Origin of the sequence: Rhizobium ruizarguesonis, from assembly GCF_017357285.1 — a bacterium.
GTDB classification, from domain to species: Bacteria; Pseudomonadota; Alphaproteobacteria; order Rhizobiales; family Rhizobiaceae; genus Rhizobium; species Rhizobium ruizarguesonis.
This window is the reverse complement of the sequence record NZ_CP071678.1, coordinates 1,630,650-1,648,699: the sequence shown is the minus strand read 5'-3', so window position 1 is coordinate 1,648,699 and position 18,050 is coordinate 1,630,650. Positions and strand designations below refer to the sequence as shown.

The window sequence follows — 18,050 nt, the reverse complement described above, 5'->3', positions numbered from 1 at the left end:
GGAGAAGAGGCAACAGCAGCATGTCAGCGAGGATATGGACCTTCAAATCCTCTTGAATGTGTCACGCCCCTGTGGCATCACGCGCCCTCCTGAATCCGGGCGCTCCTGCGCCCTTTCGCGGAGCGATGCTCCGTCTCCAATAACAATCGGCATGAAGAGGTGCGGGCATGGCTCAGGCGCTGGGTTTCGACTTCGGCACGACGAATACGGTTCTCGCCATGGCGGATGGTGGGGCGACCCGCTCGATGGCGTTCACGAGCACGACGGGTACCGCCGACAGCATGCGCACGGCGCTTTCCTTCATGAAGGATGCCCAGCTCGGCGCGTCAGCACTGAAGGTGGAAGCCGGCCATGCGGCGATCCGCCAATTCATCGACAATCCCGGCGAATGCCGCTTTCTGCAGTCGATCAAGACCTTTGCGGCGAGCGCGCTGTTCCAGGGCACGCTGATCTTTGCCAAGCGGCATAATTTCGAGGATCTGATGGAGGTCTTCGTGCGGCGCCTGCGCAACTACGCCGGCGACAACTGGCCTTCGGACGTCAGCCGCATCGTCACCGGCCGGCCGGTGCATTTTGCCGGCGCCAGCCCCGATCCGGCGCTGGCAACCGAACGCTACAATGCGGCGCTGTCGCGCTTCGGTTTTCCCGAGATCCACTATGTCTATGAGCCGGTCGCCGCCGCCTTCTACTTCGCGCAGAACCTGAAGCGGGATGCCACCGTGCTGGTCGCGGATTTCGGCGGCGGCACGACCGACTATTCGCTGATCCGCTTCGAAACCGTCGCCGGCAAGCTGACGGCAACGCCGATCGGCCATTCCGGTGTCGGCGTCGCCGGCGACCATTTCGACTACAGGATGATCGACAACATCGTCGCGCCGCTGATCGGCAAGGGCAGCCATTTCAAAAGCTTCGACAAGATTCTCGAAGTGCCGTCCAACTACTATTCCAGCTTCGGCCGCTGGAACCAGCTGTCGATCTTCAAGACGACGCGCGAATTCGAGGATCTGAAGAAGCTGGTGCGCACCAGCCTAGAGCCGGAAAAGCTCGAAATCTTCATCGACCTCATCGACCATGACGAGGGCTACCCGCTCTATCAGGCGGTGTCGGCGACGAAGATGGCGCTGTCGGCTTTGGAGGAAGCGTCTTTCGATTTCGCGCCGCTTGGTCGCGGTGGACATCGCAGCATCAAGCGGAGCGATTTCGAAGGCTGGATCGCCGACGATCTCGCCCGCATCGAAGGCGCGCTCGACGACGTGCTCGACAAGACCGAGACGAAGCCTGCGGAGATCGACAAGGTGTTCTTGACCGGCGGCACCTCCTTCGTGCCGGCGGTGCGCCGCATCTTCACGGAACGCTTCGAGCACGACCGGATCGAAAGCGGCGGCGAACTGTTGTCGATCGCCCATGGTCTGGCGCTGATCGGCGAACGCGACGACATCGCACAATGGACTGTGCAATAGCGCCGACAAGGGCGGGCAATCTGCCGCCCGCCCTTTCAATGCCCCTGTCACTCCGCTAGACTTGCCGCATGATCTCCGCCAACGACCTTTCCCCCGCCGAGCTTGCAGCGCTTCTGCATTTCCATGCGGATGCCGGCGTGGAATGGCTGCTGGAGGAAGAGGCGATCGACCGCTTCGCCGAGTTCGAGGCGATGAAGGCCGCCCGCCGCCCGGCGGCGGCGCAGCAGCAACATCCTGCCGCTGGGGAACGCCCTGCCCCAGGTCAGGCACCGCCGCGTCCGAATGCAGCGACGCGCCCAGCGCCTGCCGAACGCGCAGCGTCCGGTCCGCAGCCGGCAATCCCGGACGGCGAGGCGGTGCAGCAGGCGCGCTTCGTCGCCGAAACTGCGCGATCGCTTGTCGAACTCAAGACCGCGATTGAAGCCTTCAGCAGCTGCAACCTCAAGCACAGCGCCCGCTCGACCATCTTTGCCAGCGGCGATGCCGAAAGCGGGATCATGGTGATCGGCTCGGCGCCGAGCGCCGAAGACGATCGCGAAGGCATGCCCTTCTCGGGGAAATCCGGCCAGCTGTTCGACAAGATGCTGGCCGCGATCGGGCTGAAGCGCTCAGCCATTCTGCTGACGCAGGTCATCCCCTGGCGCCCGCCTGGCAATCGCGCGCCCTCGGCGGCGGAAATGGACATCTGCCGACCCTTCATCGAGCGGCAGATCGCGCTTGCCGAACCGAAGGCGATCCTGCTGCTCGGCAATTTTTCGGCGCGTTTCTTCTTCGGCGAAAACGATACGATTCACGGCCTGCGCGGCCGCTGGAAGGAGATTGCCGTTGCAGACTGTGTCATTCCTGCCATAGCCAGCCTGCATCCGCAGGATCTGTTAACCGCACCTGTAAACAAGCGGCTGGCTTGGAACGACCTGCTCGCCTTTCAAGCGAAGCTTAAGTCCCTCTCTTTGCTTAGAAATTAGCCAAAGTTGAATAATTTGTGAATCAATCCATGCGTTTTTCGCATGGCTGCATCCCGCCGTGATGCATTGCGGAATCTATGCTGCATCGCAATATCAGCTGTGTCTTGGGAGGAATCACAGGAACCAAGGCCATGAACAAGCGTTTTCGTCCTATCCATAGCGGGTTTGAAACCCTTCGCCTCGCCGGCGACCAGGTTCGTTCCACTCAAGGCTACAGCCGTTTCGGCTTTGCCACGAACGAACAGATGATTGCCCGCGGCACCGGCATCAACAGCCGTACGGCGCGCCCGAACGCGATTTTCTCCGACTTCCAGCAATATTGAGCAGGAATTCAACGTGTCGCAGCGTCCTTTGCGCGTCTTAAAAAGACGCGCAGCGCTGTAAGCGCTTCGCCTACCCTTCGTATCAAGAGTGCCCCAACATGTCGACGATCCTGATATCGCTTCTGCGCAACATCGAAACCTTTGAGCATATCCGCGTTGCCGTCTGTGCTGCGCGGGAATATGAGCGTGAGCTTTCGGTCAAGCCGGCCGACGCCGGATGCCGCATTGGCGCAGGCACTGCGGCAATCGTTCTCTGATCAAATTGCCATTTCCTCGATTTGGGCCTTTGCCCATTCGAAGGCCTCGTCGACATAGGCGAACTTGACCGCCTGCCAGGCGCAATATTCCTCGACGAAATCCCGCGATATCCAAAGATGCGTCTTGCGCGGCTCGTCATACCAGCCGACGCAGCCGCGTTGCGCCGCCTTTGCCAGCAGCCGCTGCAGATGAGTGCGCGACATCATGAAATCAGCAGCAAGCGCGCGAGTTTCGACGCGGCCGACGGACAATCTCCCCGGCTCGCTGCTTTCCATATCCATCCGGGCGATGAAATTGTCGACGACGAGGCCGCCGGCCTCCGTCCAGAGGAACAGCGCCACCTGTTCCGGCGGTTCGCGCCAAGCGGCATCTTCGAGGCAATGGCGGGCAATGCGCGGCTGAATGAGCCGCATCAGTGATGGATTTGCCTGGAAAAAGGCTGCCCTTTGACCGCCGTCGAGCAGGTCGAGTGCACCGAGATTGGAGAAAAGCCAGGCAAACATCCCCTGATGGCTGACATCGGCCGGTTCGAAATGACGAGGTCGCCGCCGCTCGTCGCCGGGCGTGTGGGTTATGAAGCGGTAGGTATAGAGTTCCTCGATGAAGGCGAGCACGGTGTTGCGGCTCGCCACCTTGTGCGCGGTGATGCGCCCCGTCAACCGCACGGCGGTGAAACCCGACGTCGGGTCGCGCGGATCATATTCCAGGTGGAGAGCATAGGCAGTCTGGGTCAGAAGCCAGCGTTGATGCGAGGCAAGCAGTCGCGCCAGCCGCGGACCGGCGTCGAACATGCCGCGCATCTGCCCAGCCAAAAAGCGAATGCTCATCAGAAAGGAAGAGTTCCCCACCAATTGCTCCGCTGTGAATGCCATTATGCTTTTCTCCACCTCCGCTCGCCGGCCGGCGTTCGGAGCAACGACACCCAGAGCTCCTCCGGCATCAGCGGCCATTCAGACATGCACAGCTTGGAATAAATGATACTCTCTCATGTTCAACAACCATATTCCTCAGGTCCGCGATATCCCAAGAATTCGCCATTCTTTTCACTCGTTGAGAGCAAGTTTCAAGCCACCGCAATCTTCGCGTTAAAACCGATATTGCGCGCTGGCGGGCGTCAGGCTTGCGGCGTCGTGGCCTTGCGCGCCTCCCTCTGTTCGATGCCCAGCTGATGCTCGCGATAGATGATGAAGATGCCGGCGGCGACGACGATGGCGGTGCCGATCAGCATGGTCACGCTCGGCACGTCGCCGAAGACGAAGTAGGCAACGATGCCACCGAGCAGGATCGAGGTATATTCGAACGGCGCGATGGTGGAGACATCGGCATGGCGGTAACTTTCCGTCAGCAGAATCTGCGCGACGCCGCCGCAGAAACCGGCCGCGATCAGGCAGAGCGCTGTCGGCCATGGCAGGATGAGCCAGCCGAAGGGAAGAGAAGCCAGCGAAAAGACCGAGGCGGTGATCGAGAAATACAGCACGATCGTCGCCGTCTTCTCCTCTTCGACGAGGCGGCGCACCTGGATCATCGCCATGCCGCCGAGAACGGCCGAGAACAGCACGCAGAGCGCGCCGACGGCCTGCTCCGCCTCCATGCCGCCGTCGCGAAACAGCGTCAGTTTCGGCCAGGACACGATGGCAACGCCGACGATGCCGACCAGGACGGCGCTCCAGCGATAGATGCGCACGGTCTCACCGAGAAAAACGGCAGCGAAGATGACGGCGACGAGCGGCAACGCGTAGCCGAGCGCGATCGCCTCCGGCAGCGGCAGATGCAGCAGGCCGTAGAAACCGAAAGCCATCGACAAGATGCCGATCGTGCCGCGCCTGAGGTGACCGATTGGATTGGCCGTGTAGAAGGCGGCGCGCAGCTGCCTGTTATAGGCGAGATAGGCCATGATCGGGAAAAGCGCGAAGAACGACCTGCAGAAGGTGACCTGACCTGGCGGGATGTCTGAGCCGGCCAGCTTGATGAAGGTCTGCATGGCCAGGAAGACCACGACCGACGAGACTTTCAGCGCAATGCCTCTCATCGGGTTTCTGAGAACCGAGTGCATGATCCTGGCTCTTAATACTGCTCAAGCGGAATGGGGGGACGCGTTCGACTCGGGAACGCAGCGGGCGACGTCTTCCATCGTAGCGAAAGAAAAAACCGATTGGCGAAAAAATCGCGAGCAAGGCGGGAGAATCGCAAATCGCCTTTCAGCCGCGGGCTCAATCGTGCCGTATGTGCGCCACAGCTCCGAAATCACCCTCTTTTCAGCCATTCCCCCTAAAATGTTCACCTCTGACTGCTCGGCGTTAACCAATTGAAAACCATAGGCAAGCATCGTTTTTTATCGCTGATCTCGAAATTTTCTTCACCACACAAACAATTGCCCGCTCCTTCCAGGATCATATTTGATGAAGCCGCTTAGCGCCGAAACCATTGCCCAGTCGCAGAATGCGACACCGCGGTCCATGCGCGTCGTCACCGACGGCATCAGCACTGACCTCGAGCGCTTCAGCGCCGACAACACCCATATCGTCAAGCAGATCAAGCTGCTGGCGATCAATGCGCTGATCGAGGCGGCCAGAGCCGGCGAGACCGGAAAGGGCTTTGCCGTCGTTGCCAACGAAGTGCAGCGACTGGCGCAGATCGCAACCGACATTACCGGCAGGTTCGAGAGCAACGTGGTCGGCCGCATCGGCCTCAGCCGCGCCATGGCCGATGCGCTGGTCGAAGAGATGGAGGGCGTTCGCCTCACCGATCTGGCGCAGACGCTGGTGCAGCTCATCGTCCGCAATCTCTTCGAGCGCACGGCCGATGTGCGCTGGTGGGCGACGGACCCGTCACTCTGGCAGGCGCTGCAGAACCCGAGCCGGGAAACCGCCGCCTTTGCAGCGGAGCGTCTCGGCGCCATCAACCGCTTCTACACCGTCTATCTCGATCTCGTCATGACCGATCTGTCGGGCAAAGTGGTCGCATCCGCCAATCCCAAGTTCCAGCGCAAGATCGTAGGCACGAGCCTTGCCAGCGATCCGTGGTTCCGCGCAGCGTCGGCCTGCTCCTCCGGCGACGCTTATATCGTCGACGACGTCAAAGGGAGCCCGCTGCACGATAACAGGCATGCGCTCGTTTATGCCACAGGCATCCGCGAAGCGGGCAAGCTCGACGGGCGGCTGGTCGGCACGCTCGGCGTCTATTTCGACTGGCAGAACCAAGGCCAGGCGATCGTCGAGAAAGAGGCGAACCTGCCGCCGCAGCTGGCGGAAAGAACGACGGTCATGCTGCTCGACGGCAAGAGCCGGGTCATCGCCACCACCAATCCCGCCTTGCTCTTTTCCCATTTCGCGCTCGCCAATCCGTCCGGCCAGGCGAAAGGCAGCTACTACGACAATAACGGTTCGATCGTCGCCTTCGCGCGCACTCTCGGCTACGAGGATTACGACGGGCTCGGCTGGTACGGCGTCGTCGTGCAGCAGACCGAAAACGACGCGACGATCAAGGCCGCACTCAATCTGAAGTAGAGGACTTCCCCCGTCAGCTGCGTTCATCCGTATCCAATAAGATATTTTGCCCGCGAACTTGGTGTTCGCGGGCAATTTGCTTTAAGTTTAGTTCAGACTTTAATGTAATCATGCCCGGCAAAATTTATGGCAGAGTGCGCCCGCCTCTGTATTCCGCGGTTGTCCAATAACGGTCTTCAGGAAACACCATGCGAACAGATACCGGCCAGGTCATTCATCTGGCAGATTACCGTCCCACCGACTTCGTGCTGGAACGCGTGGACCTCACTTTCGAACTCGACCCGACGGAGACAAAGGTCGAGGCGCGTCTCATTTTTCATCGTCGCCCGGGCGCCGATCCGGCGGCGCCGATCGTTCTCGACGGCGACGAACTGACGCTGTCGGGGCTTCTGTTAGACCAGGTGGAGCTGGACCCTTCACGCTATGACGCAACCCCGGAAAGCCTGACGGTGCGCGACCTGCCGGAGAGCGCCCCCTTCGAGCTGACGCTCACCACCGTCATCAACCCCGAGGCCAATACCAAGCTGATGGGCCTTTACCGCACCGGCGGCATCTACTGCACGCAGTGCGAGGCGGAGGGCTTCCGCCGCATCACCTATTTCCCGGACCGGCCCGACGTGCTTGCGCCCTTCACGGTCAACATCATCGCCGACAAGGACGCCAACCCACTGCTTTTGTCGAACGGCAACTTCCTCGGCGGCGCCGGCTACGGCCCCGGCAAGCATTTCGCCGCCTGGTTCGACCCGCATCCGAAGCCGAGCTACCTCTTCGCGCTCGTGGCTGGCGATCTCGGCGTCGTCGAAGACACGTTCACGACCATGTCCGGCCGCGAGGTGGTGCTGAAAATCTATGTCGAGCACGGCAAGGAACCGCGCGCAGCCTATGCCATGGACGCGCTGAAACGCTCGATGAAATGGGACGAAGAGAGGTTCGGGCGCGAATACGATCTCGATATTTTCATGATCGTCGCCGTCTCCGACTTCAACATGGGCGCGATGGAGAACAAGGGCCTCAACGTCTTCAATGACAAATACGTCCTTGCCGACCCGGAAATCGCGACCGATGCAGACTATGCCAATATCGAAGCGATCATCGCGCATGAATATTTCCACAACTGGACCGGCAACCGCATCACCTGCCGCGACTGGTTCCAGCTGTGCCTCAAGGAAGGCCTGACGGTCTATCGCGACCACGAATTCTCTTCCGACCAGCGCTCGCGCGCCGTCAAACGCATTGCCGAAGTGCGCCACCTGAAATCGGAGCAGTTCCCGGAAGACGGCGGCCCGCTCGCCCATCCGGTGCGGCCGACGAAATATCGCGAGATCAATAATTTCTACACGACGACCGTCTACGAAAAGGGCAGCGAAGTCACGCGCATGATCGCGACGCTGCTCGGCAAGGACGGCTTCAAGAAAGGCATGGACCTCTATTTCGACCGCCATGACGGCCAGGCCGTGACGATCGAGGATTTCGTCAAATGCTTCGAGGATGCAAGCGGGCGCGATTTGACGCAATTCTCGCTCTGGTACCATCAGGCCGGCACGCCGCTCGTCACCGCATCGGGCAGCTATGATGCGGCGGCCGACACCTTCACCCTGTCGCTCGAACAGATGATCCCGGCAACGCCCGGCCAGCCGAGCAAGGAGCCGATGCATATTCCGCTCAGCCTCGCGCTGTTTGGCGAAAACGGCGGCAAGATCGAGCCGACCTCGGTCGACGGCGCGGAATATATCGGCGAGGTGCTGCATCTCACAGGCCGCACCCAGACGGCGATCTTCCATGGCATCGCCTCGCGGCCGGTCGTTTCGATCAACCGCGGCTTCTCGGCGCCGATCAACCTGCATTTCGACCAGAGCCCGGCCGATCTCGCTCTTCTCGCCCGCCATGAGACCAATCATTTCGCCCGCTGGCAGGCGCTGACCGATCTGGCGCTGCCGAACCTCTTGAAAGCGGCACGCGACGCCCGCAAGGGCAAGCCTGTCGTCTGCGAGGCAACCTTCATCGAGACGCTGATCGCAGCCGCCGCCGACGAGGCCCTCGAGCCCGCCTTCCGTGCCCAGGCGCTGGCTCTGCCGAGCGAATCCGATATCGCCCGCGAACTTGGCGGCAACAACGATCCCGATGCCATCCATGCCGGCCGGCAGGCGATCCTGAAACAGATCGCCGATGCCGGAAAGGATGTCTTTGCCGGCCTCTACGCCGCGATGAAGACATCAGGCGATTTCAGCCCGGATGCGAAGAGCGCCGGACTGCGCGCACTGCGCAATACCGCCCTCACCTACCTCTCTCATGCCGAGCAGACGCCGGCCCGCGCCAAGGCTGCCTTCGATGCGGCCAACAACATGACCGATCTCAGCCATGCGCTGACGATCCTCGCCCATCGTTTCCCCGACAGCGCGGAGACCAGCGAAGCGCTGGCAAGCTTCCGCGACCGCTTCGCGGAGAACGCGCTCGTCATCGACAAATGGTTCGCGATCCAGGCCGGTATTCCGGGCGCCAAAACCCTGGAACGGATCCGCGCCCTGATGGACGATCCGCTCTTCAAGCGGAGCAATCCGAACCGGATGCGGGCGCTGGTCGGCACCTTCGCCTTTGCCAATCCGACCGGCTTCGGCCGCGCCGACGGCGAAGGCTACCGCTTCCTCGCCGATCAGATTCTCGATATCGACGAGCGCAACCCGCAGCTTGCCGCCCGCATTCTCACCTCGATGCGCTCCTGGCGCTCGCTCGAACCGACACGTGGCGATCACGCCCGCTCGGCGCTGATCGAGATCGAGCGGGCCGCCGATCTTTCGACCGACGTGCGCGATATCGTCGAGCGCACGCTTAAAGGGTAATTTGATTCGACCGGCCGTCCCGAAAAATTCGGCGGCCGGTCGCCCAGCTCCCCCGAATCACCTGGAAAAACCCGAAATTATAAATAGTTAACGGATTTTTACCTTTGCCTCTGGACAAGGCGAATCACCCATGATTCTCTAGGTCAGGTTCGAGCGAGCGGCGCGCGAATCACATGAGGGACAAGGCGAAGAGATGATGGACGTGCGGCGGGCAACCGTGGCCGGAGGACGGCTGCGTGTCGAATTTGACGGGCTGAAAGCCTGGCGCGACAGCCTTTCGGGCCATGCGACATCGGAACCACTTCTCCGTTATCTGCCGAAGGCCGAGCTCGTCTTGAAGCGGGCCATTCCGGCACTGATCGTCGCCTTCCTCTCCGTCGTCGCCGCCTCGCATTTCTTCGGCATGATGAGCGAATATGGGCGCCTGGAGGCCTCGGCGCGCCATGCCACGGCCCTTTCGGCGGCAACCGCCTCTGCCGTGTTTGCCGATGCGACCGACATCTTCGACCGCGGCGATATCGCCGAGGCGCAGGCCCGCCTCGCTAAATTCCTGCCGCAGGACCGGCTGGACAACGGCGCCTTCGTGCTGCTCGTGCAGGCAAGCGGCAAGGTTTTCGCCGCAACCACCGCCGGGCTCTCGCATGTGGGCACCAATGTCGGCGATTTCTTCCCCGAGGTTTCGGCGATCCGGCGTTTCGGCGATCGCGCCGACGTCATCGAAACGACGATCGGCGGCGTACCGCATTATGCCGAGATCACGCTGATGGGCAATGCCGGCGGTTATATCGTCGCCGCCACCTCGCTCGACGAGATCGGCCGGCTCTGGCGCGAGGAACTGGCGCTCAACGTCACGCTGTTTGCCGGCATCTCCTCGATCCTGCTCGTCATCCTCTATGCCTATTACACGCAGGTGAAGCGCGCCCGCGATGCCGACGACATCTTTCTGGAATCGAACCTGCGCGTCGAGACGGCGCTGTCGCGTGGCCGCTGCGGCCTCTGGGACTTCGACTTCGAGAACCGCGAATTCTTCTGGTCGCGTTCGATGTACGACATGCTTGGCCTGCCGGGTTCCGACAAGACGATGGGCTTCGGCGAAGCCGCCCGGCTGATGCATCCCGATGACGGCGGGCTCTACGAGATCGCGCGCGCCATCGGCAAGGGCGCTTCCGGCCAGGTCGATCAGATCTTCCGCATGCGCCATGCCAGCGGCCACTATGTCTGGATGCGGGCGCGTGCCCAGGTGATCCGCAGCAATTCCGGCCGCATGCACCTGATCGGCATCGCCATGGACGTGACAGAACAGCATCGGCTCGCCCAGCGTTACGCAGAAGCCGACCAGCGCCTGGCCGACGCCATCGAATGCACCTCGGAAGCCTTCGTGCTCTGGGACAAGAACGATCGGCTCGTCATGTGCAACACGCATTTCCAGCAGGCTTATGGCCTGCCGGACAGCGTACTCGTGCCCGGCACCGAGCGCTCGACCGTCAATGCGGCCGCCGCCCGTCCTGTCATCGAGCGGCGGATTTCCGATGCGGACGGCTCCGGCTATTCGCGTACGACGGAAGTGCAGCTTGCCGACGAGCGCTGGCTGCAGATCAACGAGCGACGCACCCGCGACGGCGGCAAGGTCTCGGTGGGAACAGACATCACGTTGATGAAACGTCATCAGGAGCGGCTGCGCGAATCCGAACGCCGGCTGATGGCGACGATCGGCGATCTTTCCGCCTCGCGCCAGACGCTGGAGACCCAGAAATCCGAGCTGTCGACGGCCAACGCCAACTACCAGGCGGAGAAGGAACGCGCCGAGGCCGCCAACAAGGCGAAATCGGAATTCCTCGCCAACATGTCGCACGAGCTGCGCACGCCGCTCAACGCCATCCTCGGCTTCTCGGAGATCCTGCAGAACCAGATGTTCGGCCCGCTCGGCTCGCTGAAATATGACGAATATGCCCGCGATATCCATGACAGCGGCAAACATCTGCTCAACGTCATCAACGACATTCTCGACATGTCGAAGATCGAGGCCGGCCATGTCAGGCTGCATTGCGAGCGCATCGACCTCGTACCGCTGATCGAGGAAAGCCTGCGCTTCACCGCCATGCCCGCGGCTGAAAAGAACATCGTCATCGAACAGCGCATCTGCTCCGGCCTGACGCTGATGGCCGATCGCCGGGCAATGAAACAGGTGCTGCTCAACCTGCTCTCCAATGCGGTGAAGTTCACCGACAATGGCGGCCGCATTGCGTTGCGTACACGCCGCGTCGACGGCGCCGTCTTCGTCACCATCGCCGACACCGGCATCGGCATTCCACGCTCGGCGCTGTCGAAGATCGGCCAGCCCTTCGAGCAGGTGCAGAGCCAGTATGCCAAGAGCAAGGGGGGCTCCGGCCTCGGGCTCGCCATCTCCCGCTCACTGACCTCGCTGCACGGCGGCCGCATGAAGATCCGCTCACGCGAAGCGGTCGGCACCGTGATCTCGCTGCGCATTCCCGACGATATCTAAAGCGCGTCGCGATCCTTCAGATTCGCTTGCCACGCTTTAGGTCTTTGGTTTTGCTCATGTCGTTGTCGCAAAACCGCTCCACACTTTTGCGCGACATGCTTTAGGTTCAGATCAGAGCCGGCCTTTGTCAGCCGGCTGATGCGGCGGTGAAAACCGCCAGCTGAGCGGCGAAAGCGCGCTTGTATGCCGGCCTCGCTTCGCCGCGGGCGACATAGGCGGAGAGGTTCGAATATTCCTCCAATATAGCAGATCCCTTCAACCTGAGCAGCACCGACACCATCAGCAGGTCGCCGGCGCTGAACGCCCCATCGAGCCAGTCGGCATCGCCAAGACGACGGGAGAGGTCGCTCAACCGTTTTCGGATGCTGCCCTCGGGGGCAGAAAGGCGCTGGTCGTACCAAGGCTTGTCGCGCTCGAGGATCATGACGAGAGCGCGGTCGAAGATCGGTGGTTCCACCGTGTTGAGCGCGGCAAACATCCATGTGAGCGCCCGCGCCCGGGCATTCGCATCGTCCGGCAGCAGGCCTGCATGGCGCTCGCCGATATGGAAGACGATGGCGCCGGACTCGAATAAAGCGAGATCGCCTTCTTCATAGGTCGGGATCTGCCCGAAAGGCTGCAGCGCCAGATGCGCCGGTTCCTTCATCTCTTTGAACGAAACAAGACGAACGTCGTAAGGCTGGCCAACCTCTTCGAGCGCCCAGCGAACGCGCATGTCGCGCGCCAGACCCCTGCCGCGATCGGGCGACCGTTCAAAAGCGGTAATGGTAATCGTCATTGGTGTTCTCCATCGCTTGCCTGTCCTGAAGACGATTGGCTAAACGAGATTCCGACAGGCGATGCTCGCGATAATCCTCGCGGTTGTTCCATCTGATGTGAGATCAGGCTTTCACGACATTCAGGAATATTTTCCGAACCGCTTTCGAAAGCCGCTTCACCTCTCCTTCCAGCGTCTTGATGTCAGGGCAGTCGCCAGCGCGGCAGACGAGTTCGACGAGGCCCGCCGGCGCGTCCTTCGGATCGAACAGGCCGTCGATGGAGAGGCGGATCAGTTGCGAAAGGCCGGTATAAAGCGCGAAAGCCTCGAGGCATATGTCGAGATCGACGGTTGCCATCAGCCGGTCGCCAAGCACCTTCAGGGCTTCGCCGGTGCTCATCCCATTGACGGCAATGCCGACACCCCTGGTCGGCGCGATCAGCGCCAGGTACTGGGCGATGAATTCGAGATCGATGACGCCGCCGGGGATCAGCTTCAGGTCCCACGGGCCGGATGGCGGCTTTTCCTTGTCGATCAGTTCGCGCATTTCGGCGACGTCATGCGCCACCTTGGCAATATCGCGATCGGCCGACAGCACCTCCCGGACGATCAGTTCCGCCTCGGCGATCAAGCTCTCATTGCCGCAGATCAGCCGGGCGCGGCTGAGCGCCATATGCTCCCAGGTCCATGCTTCTTCGCGCTGGTACTTGCCGAAGGCATTGATGCGGGTGGCAACCGGCCCCTTGTTGCCGGATGGGCGTAGCCGCATGTCGACCTCATAGAGCACACCTTCGGCGGTCGGCGCCGACAAGGCGGCCATCAGCCTTTGGGTGATGCGGGTGAAGTAACGCGTCGCGTCGAGCGGCTTCGGCCCATCGGATTCGGAGGCCGCGTCGTCATAATCATAGAGCAGGATCAGATCGATGTCGGAACCGGCCGTCAGCTCGAAACTGCCGAGCTTGCCCATGCCGGCGACCGCGATGCGCCCGCCGGGATAATCGCCATGTGCTGCCCGCATCTCGCTCACCACGGCATCGAGTGCTGCTGCAATGACGAGGTCGGCGAGATGCGTGAAGGCGCGTGCGGCCATCACGCCGTTGATCGCACCAGTGAGCAGGCGGATGCCGATCAGGAAGCGCTGCTCGGCGGCGAAGATGCGCAGCCGGTCGAGCACCTCTTCATAGTGGCGCGCCTGGGCAAGCGAACCCTTCAGCCGTTCACCGAGATAATCACGCGTCGGCAGCTCGGCCATCAGGCCGGGATCGAGCATGCCATCGAAGACATGCGGCTTGGCGGCAATCACCTCGGCAAGCCGGGGTGCCGAGGACATGATGTTGACGATCAGCGACAGCAGCGCCGGGTTGCTGCCGAGCAGCGAGAAGAGCTGGATGCCGGAGGGAAGGCCGGAGATGAAGCTGTCGAAGCGCAGCAGCGCCTCGTCGGCGCGCTTGCTTTCGCCGAAGACCCGCAGGAGCAACGGCGCCAGCTCCGTCAGCCTTTCGCGCGCCTCCACCGATTGTGTCGCGCGGTAGCGGCCGTAGTGCCAGGTGCGGATGATGCGGGAAATGTCGGACGGCCTGGTAAAACCGAGTTTCTTCAGCGTCTCCAGCGTATCCGGGTCGTCGCCCTGGCCGGTGAAGACGAGGTTGCCGGTGTCGGTGGAAAGCCTGCTCTCCTGCTCGAAAAGATGGGCATAACGCCGCTCGACCGTCTTCAGCACGCCGACCAGCCGTTCGGAGAAGCTCGGCGTGTCGGAAAAGCCCATCATGAAGGCGATGCGCTTCAGGTCGGCATCCGTTTCCGGCAGCAGGTGGGTCTGCTCGTCGCGCACCATCTGGATGCGATGCTCGACATCGCGCAGGAACCAGTAGGCCTCCGTCAATTCGTCACGGGTCTCCGCGTCGATCCATTTCGCCTTGGTGAGTTCTCCGAGCGTTTCTTCCGTCGCCCGGCCGCGCAAGGCCGGCATGCGGCCGCCGGCGATCAGTTGCTGCGTCTGGACGAAGAATTCGATCTCGCGAATACCGCCGCGGCCGAGCTTGACGTTATGACCCTTGACCGCGATGGCGCCGTGGCCCTTGTGTGCATGGATCTGCCGCTTGATCGAATGGATATCGGCAATCGCCGCGTAATCGAGATATTTGCGGAAGACGAAAGGGGCAAGGCCGCGCAGGAAATCGCCGCCCGCCGTCAGGTCGCCGGCAACGGCGCGCGCCTTGATGAAGGCCGCCCGCTCCCAGTTCTGGCCCCTGCCCTCGTAATAGATCATCGCCGCATCGACCGGGATCGCCAGCGGCGTCGAACCGGGATCGGGGCGCAATCTGAGATCGGTGCGGAAGACGTAGCCGTCGGCTGTGCGCTCCTGCAGGATGCGCACCAGCCGGCGCATCATCCTCGGGAAGACCTCGATCGCGTCGTCCGGGTCGGGCACGATACCGGCCTCTTCGTCGAAGACGACGACGAGGTCGATATCGGAGGAATAGTTGAGTTCGGATGCGCCGAGTTTGCCCATGCCGAGCACGATCAGCCCGGAGCCGTCGCTCGGTGCTGCCAGATCCCGCAGCCGCAGCTTTCCACCCTCATGCGCCGCCAGCAGCAGATGGTCGATCGCGGCGGCAACCGAAGCTTCGGCAAGCTCACTCAGCCAGGCTGTCGTCGCCCGGCCGTCGAAGATGCGCGCGAGATCGGCGAGTGCGACGAGGAAAGCCACCTTGCGCTTGATGATGCGCAGCCTGCTCATCACCACGGATTCCGAAGGCGCCGCCCCCTCGCCGTCCCGTTGCCAGCAGCGCCGCGCCTCGGCGACCAGCGCCTCGATCTGCGGCTCCAGCGGTTCGGTGATGGCGCCGGCGAGGATGGCGGGATCGAGATTGACAATTTCGCGCAGATAAGGCGACAGTGTCAGCACGGCGGCAATGAAATCGCGAAGCGGGCCTTCCGTCTTCAGCATCGCAGCCACCGACGGCTCACTCCTGCCGGCCTCCTGAAGGTCGGCCAGCGCCAGCTTCAACTCCGTCTGGTTCAGCGGACGCAGCAGCCCTTCGGCGACATCCTTCAGGCCATGCGTCGATTTCGTCAGCATACGCTCTCCCTCTTTCGCGCCTCAGGAGCGGTCCCGCAGAATCGCGGGAACGCCTCCTTCAACCGGCATTAAACTAGGGTCTCGGCGGAAAACCGCCAATACGCGATTCAGCCGATCATCGGCATCGAACCATCAGGCAGCCTTGGCCGGGAAGATCATGCTGACGGTCAATCCGCGCTGTTCCGGCTTATCAGGATCGGTATCGGAGAGTTCCAACCGGCCATTGTGCAGCTCCATCACCGCTTCCACCAGCGAAAGCCCGAGCCCCGTCCCGGGCTTCGACCGGCTTTCATCGAGGCGGACGAAGCGCTTCACCACGTCGTCTCGCCGGTCGGCCGGAACGCCCGGTCCGTGGTCGGCCACGGAAAGGCAGATGCCGTCCGGGCGGCGGGCGAGTTTCAGCGATACCTTGCCCGCGCCTTCGGTATCGGCGGAATATTTGATGGCATTGTCGAGCAGGTTGAAGATCGCCTGGCCGATCAGCTCGCGATTGCCCTGCACCTCGACATCCGGTTCGATGCTGGAGCTCAGGCCGAGCCCGGCCTCCTCCGCCGCCGGTTCGTAAAGCTCGGCGCTATCGGAGACGATGGCCGAAAGCTCGACTGGCGACATTTCAGCCGCGACCGATCCGGCCTCGACGCGGGAGATCATCAACAGCGCGTTGAAGGTGCGGATCAGCTGATCCGATTCGGAAATGATGCCTTCGAGCGCGGTGCGCCGCGTCTCGCCGTCGGCGATATCGAGCGCATCGGCCGCCTTGTTGCGCAGCCGCGTCAGCGGCGTCTTGAGATCATGGGCGATGTTGTCGGAGACCTGCCGCAGGCCCTCGTTCAGCTTCTCGATGCGCTCCAGCATGGTATTCAAAGACATCGACAAGCGGTCGAATTCATCGCCCGATCCGCCCACCGGCAGGCGCTGCGACAGATCGCCGGCCATGATCTTCTTGCTGGCATCCGACATGCGGTCGATGCGTTTCAGCGCGTTGCGGCCGATGGCGAACCAGATGATGATCGCGCCAAGCCCCATGATCGCCAGGGCCACCATCAGCGCCTGGCGCACCAGCAGACGGAAACGCTCGGGGTCGCCGAGGTCGCGGCCGATCAGGATTCTGAGGCCATTGTCGAGCACGAAGATATTGGCGATCGCCCTATGGCGGCGCTCGACGCCGCTGTCGGTATAACGCTGGTAGCCGAAGGGCGCGGAAGTCCAGCCGATCTCCTCGAAGACACCCGGCTGCACCGAGGCGACGTTGCCGGCGAGAATATCGCCCGAGGGGCCGGCGATGATGTAGAGGTTGGCGCCCGGCTGGCGGGCACGCCGCTCCATCGTGCGCAGCAGAAGGTTCATGCCGCCGGTGTCGTAGGCGCGCTGCACCTGCTCCACCTCCTGCCTGACGGCGTCGCGGATCTGGCCCGTCAGCAGCCGCTCCGACATCGCCGTCACATAGAAGACGAGCGTCGCGGCGCAGATGGCGAAAAGCAGGATGTAGAGTGCCGAAAGGCGGACTGCAGTGGACTTGAAGAGAACCTTGAAACGGCTCATCCCTCATCCTTGATCATATACCCCGCGCCGCGAATGGTCTTCAGGAGCGGCTGGCTGTAGTCCTTCTCGATCTTCGAACGCAGGCGCGAGACATGGACGTCGATGACGTTGGTCTGCGGGTCGAAGTGATAGTCCCAGACGTTTTCGAGCAGCATGGTGCGGGTCACCACCTGGCCGGCGTTCTTCATCAGATATTCGAGCAGGCGGAATTCGCGCGGCTGCAGCAGGATCTCCTTGCCGCCGCGGCGCACCTCGTGGGAGAGCCGATCGAGTTCGAGATCGCCGACGCGATAGACGACGTCCTGATCGGGCGTGCCCTTGCGGCGGCCGAGCACCTCGACGCGCGCCAGCAACTCGCTGAAGGCATATGGCTTCGGCAGGTAGTCGTCACCGCCGGCACGAAGACCGGTCACGCGGTCATCGACCTGGCCGAGCGCGGAGAGGATGAGGACCGGCGTATGGATGGCCTTGCGGCGCAACTCGCTGATGACGGAAAGCCCGTCGCGGCGCGGCAGCATGCGGTCGATGACGATGACGTCGTAGGTATTTTCCGACCCCATGAACAGGCCGCTCTCGCCGTCGCTGGCGTGATCGGCGACGATGCCCGCCTCGCGAAAGGCTTTCGTGAGGTAGACCGCGGCTTCGAGATCATCTTCGATGATGAGAATCTTCATGCGGCCGACATTACCCACCAGCTGCGTTTCGGCAAGGCTCAAAGCATCTTCCTGCGGGGCGGCGCTCATCGCGATCATCCTTCAAAGGTCAGAAGAATCGAGCCGCGCGGACTTTCGTCCGCACGGCTCCAAGTTGTCTTAGG

14 protein-coding genes are annotated in these 18,050 nt (G+C 62.2%); 8 read left to right on the top strand and 6 right to left on the bottom strand.

All coding sequences use genetic code 11. The annotated features are described in order from the left end of the window. The first annotated feature begins 167 nt into the window (after positions 1 to 167). The 4 genes from J3P73_RS08185 (at position 168) to J3P73_RS08170 (ending at position 3,005) form a co-directional block, all read left to right on the top strand. A complete protein-coding gene (locus J3P73_RS08185) occupies positions 168 to 1,460 on the top strand; it encodes an Hsp70 family protein (protein WP_130771287.1) in 1,293 nt (430 codons plus the stop codon). 68 nt (positions 1,461 to 1,528) lie between these two features. Next, the gene (locus J3P73_RS08180; protein ID WP_207579863.1) at positions 1,529 to 2,425 is read left to right on the top strand and encodes a uracil-DNA glycosylase; all 897 of its coding nucleotides are present in this window, start codon (positions 1,529 to 1,531) and stop codon (positions 2,423 to 2,425) included. A gap of 131 nt (positions 2,426 to 2,556) precedes the next feature. Further along, positions 2,557 to 2,748, top strand: a complete 192-nt coding sequence (locus J3P73_RS08175; protein WP_003546802.1) for a hypothetical protein — start codon at positions 2,557 to 2,559, stop codon at positions 2,746 to 2,748. Between the two features lie 98 nt (positions 2,749 to 2,846). After that, on the top strand, positions 2,847 to 3,005 hold the full coding sequence (locus J3P73_RS08170; protein WP_165410320.1) for a hypothetical protein: 159 nt from the start codon (positions 2,847 to 2,849) through the stop codon (positions 3,003 to 3,005). Here J3P73_RS08170 and J3P73_RS08165 read toward each other — a convergent pair whose 3' ends face one another. Continuing rightward, the gene (locus J3P73_RS08165; RefSeq protein ID WP_024322870.1) at positions 3,006 to 3,878 is read right to left on the bottom strand and encodes a hypothetical protein; all 873 of its coding nucleotides are present in this window, start codon (positions 3,876 to 3,878) and stop codon (positions 3,006 to 3,008) included. It lies immediately after the preceding gene. A gap of 242 nt (positions 3,879 to 4,120) precedes the next feature. Further along, positions 4,121 to 5,059 carry a DMT family transporter gene (locus tag J3P73_RS08160; protein ID WP_130664351.1) on the bottom strand — a complete coding sequence of 313 codons (939 nt, stop codon included), beginning with the start codon at positions 5,057 to 5,059 and terminating at the stop codon, positions 4,121 to 4,123. On the opposite strand from J3P73_RS08160, the gene J3P73_RS08155 reads away from it, so the two are divergent. From J3P73_RS08155 to J3P73_RS08140, 4 genes are all read left to right on the top strand, one after another. Then, on the top strand, positions 5,058 to 5,315 hold the full coding sequence (locus J3P73_RS08155) for a hypothetical protein (RefSeq protein ID WP_163884982.1): 258 nt from the start codon (positions 5,058 to 5,060) through the stop codon (positions 5,313 to 5,315). The genes J3P73_RS08160 and J3P73_RS08155 overlap by 2 nt on opposite strands. A gap of 90 nt (positions 5,316 to 5,405) precedes the next feature. Then, positions 5,406 to 6,512 (top strand): methyl-accepting chemotaxis protein, encoded by a 1,107-nt coding sequence (locus tag J3P73_RS38065; RefSeq protein WP_075224854.1) that lies wholly within the window; start codon positions 5,406 to 5,408, stop codon positions 6,510 to 6,512. Between the two features lie 188 nt (positions 6,513 to 6,700). After that, positions 6,701 to 9,349, top strand: coding sequence for an aminopeptidase N (gene pepN, locus J3P73_RS08145; protein ID WP_207579862.1), 2,649 nt, complete (start codon positions 6,701 to 6,703; stop codon positions 9,347 to 9,349). Positions 9,350 to 9,542: 193 nt separating this feature from the next. Next, a complete protein-coding gene (locus J3P73_RS08140; protein WP_018070978.1) occupies positions 9,543 to 11,852 on the top strand; it encodes a PAS domain-containing sensor histidine kinase in 2,310 nt (769 codons plus the stop codon). A gap of 127 nt (positions 11,853 to 11,979) precedes the next feature. On the opposite strand, the gene J3P73_RS08135 is transcribed toward J3P73_RS08140, so the two are convergent. The 4 genes from J3P73_RS08135 to J3P73_RS08120 all read right to left on the bottom strand — a co-directional run bounded on the left by J3P73_RS08135 (position 11,980) and on the right by J3P73_RS08120 (position 17,985). Next, positions 11,980 to 12,630, bottom strand: a complete 651-nt coding sequence (locus J3P73_RS08135; protein ID WP_207579861.1) for a glutathione S-transferase family protein — start codon at positions 12,628 to 12,630, stop codon at positions 11,980 to 11,982. A gap of 103 nt (positions 12,631 to 12,733) precedes the next feature. Continuing rightward, a complete protein-coding gene (locus J3P73_RS08130; RefSeq protein ID WP_130680863.1) occupies positions 12,734 to 15,691 on the bottom strand; it encodes a bifunctional [glutamine synthetase] adenylyltransferase/[glutamine synthetase]-adenylyl-L-tyrosine phosphorylase in 2,958 nt (985 codons plus the stop codon). A 132-nt stretch (positions 15,692 to 15,823) separates the two neighbouring features. Further along, positions 15,824 to 17,233, bottom strand: coding sequence for a sensor histidine kinase (locus tag J3P73_RS08125; protein WP_018482542.1), 1,410 nt, complete (start codon positions 17,231 to 17,233; stop codon positions 15,824 to 15,826). Continuing rightward, positions 17,230 to 17,985: a response regulator transcription factor gene (locus tag J3P73_RS08120; protein ID WP_018482543.1), complete on the bottom strand. Its 756-nt coding sequence runs from the start codon at positions 17,983 to 17,985 to the stop codon at positions 17,230 to 17,232. Before J3P73_RS08120 ends, J3P73_RS08125 begins: the two co-directional genes overlap by 4 nt. Positions 17,986 to 18,050 lie beyond the last annotated feature (65 nt).

Excerpts from the sequence above, each read along its gene's own strand:
- J3P73_RS08185 (WP_130771287.1), top strand. The coding sequence starts at position 168 with ATGGCTCAGGCGCTGGGTTTCGACTTCGGCACGACGAATACGGTTCTC.
- J3P73_RS08180 (WP_207579863.1), top strand. The coding sequence starts at position 1,529 with ATGATCTCCGCCAACGACCTTTCCCCCGCCGAGCTTGCAGCGCTTCTG.
- J3P73_RS08175 (WP_003546802.1), top strand. The coding sequence starts at position 2,557 with ATGAACAAGCGTTTTCGTCCTATCCATAGCGGGTTTGAAACCCTTCGC.
- J3P73_RS08170 (WP_165410320.1), top strand. The coding sequence starts at position 2,847 with ATGTCGACGATCCTGATATCGCTTCTGCGCAACATCGAAACCTTTGAG.
- J3P73_RS08165 (WP_024322870.1), bottom strand. The coding sequence starts at position 3,878 with ATGGCATTCACAGCGGAGCAATTGGTGGGGAACTCTTCCTTTCTGATG.
- J3P73_RS08155 (WP_163884982.1), top strand. The coding sequence starts at position 5,058 with ATGATCCTGGCTCTTAATACTGCTCAAGCGGAATGGGGGGACGCGTTC.
- J3P73_RS08160 (WP_130664351.1), bottom strand. The coding sequence starts at position 5,059 with ATGCACTCGGTTCTCAGAAACCCGATGAGAGGCATTGCGCTGAAAGTC.
- J3P73_RS38065 (WP_075224854.1), top strand. The coding sequence starts at position 5,406 with ATGAAGCCGCTTAGCGCCGAAACCATTGCCCAGTCGCAGAATGCGACA.
- pepN (WP_207579862.1), top strand. The coding sequence starts at position 6,701 with ATGCGAACAGATACCGGCCAGGTCATTCATCTGGCAGATTACCGTCCC.
- J3P73_RS08140 (WP_018070978.1), top strand. The coding sequence starts at position 9,543 with ATGATGGACGTGCGGCGGGCAACCGTGGCCGGAGGACGGCTGCGTGTC.
- J3P73_RS08135 (WP_207579861.1), bottom strand. The coding sequence starts at position 12,630 with ATGACGATTACCATTACCGCTTTTGAACGGTCGCCCGATCGCGGCAGG.
- J3P73_RS08130 (WP_130680863.1), bottom strand. The coding sequence starts at position 15,691 with ATGCTGACGAAATCGACGCATGGCCTGAAGGATGTCGCCGAAGGGCTG.
- J3P73_RS08125 (WP_018482542.1), bottom strand. The coding sequence starts at position 17,233 with ATGAGCCGTTTCAAGGTTCTCTTCAAGTCCACTGCAGTCCGCCTTTCG.
- J3P73_RS08120 (WP_018482543.1), bottom strand. The coding sequence starts at position 17,985 with ATGATCGCGATGAGCGCCGCCCCGCAGGAAGATGCTTTGAGCCTTGCC.